The organism is Bacillus sp. SIMBA_026, assembly GCF_046535335.1.
Classification (GTDB): Bacteria; Bacillota; Bacilli; order Bacillales; family Bacillaceae; genus Bacillus; species Bacillus velezensis.
On record NZ_JAWRWX010000193.1, the window covers coordinates 1 to 269 of the forward strand.

At 59.5% G+C, this 269-nt stretch carries 1 pseudogene; it reads left to right on the forward strand.

The annotated features are described in order from the left end of the window. Nucleotides 1-269 (forward strand): annotated as a pseudogene (locus tag SB847_RS21160) (ABC transporter permease); the annotation flags it as partial.

Consider the following 269-nt stretch of genomic DNA (forward strand, 5'->3'; position numbering starts at 1 on the left):
GACGAATCCCGCGTCTCCGATGGCCAGGACGTGGTCATCGCCAAGTCCCGCATTATCTTCCGCCGGTTCATGCGTAACCGAACCGCCGTCGCCGGACTGTTCGTTTTCCTTGCTTTGTTCCTCTTTTCATTGGTGGGCGGGTTCCTGACTCCGTGGAACAAGGACACGATCGATCCCTACAACATCGGCATGGGTCCTTCCCCGGACCACTTCCTCGGTACCTCCCAGGCCGGAATCGACCTCTTGGCGCTGATCGTGGAAGGCACCAG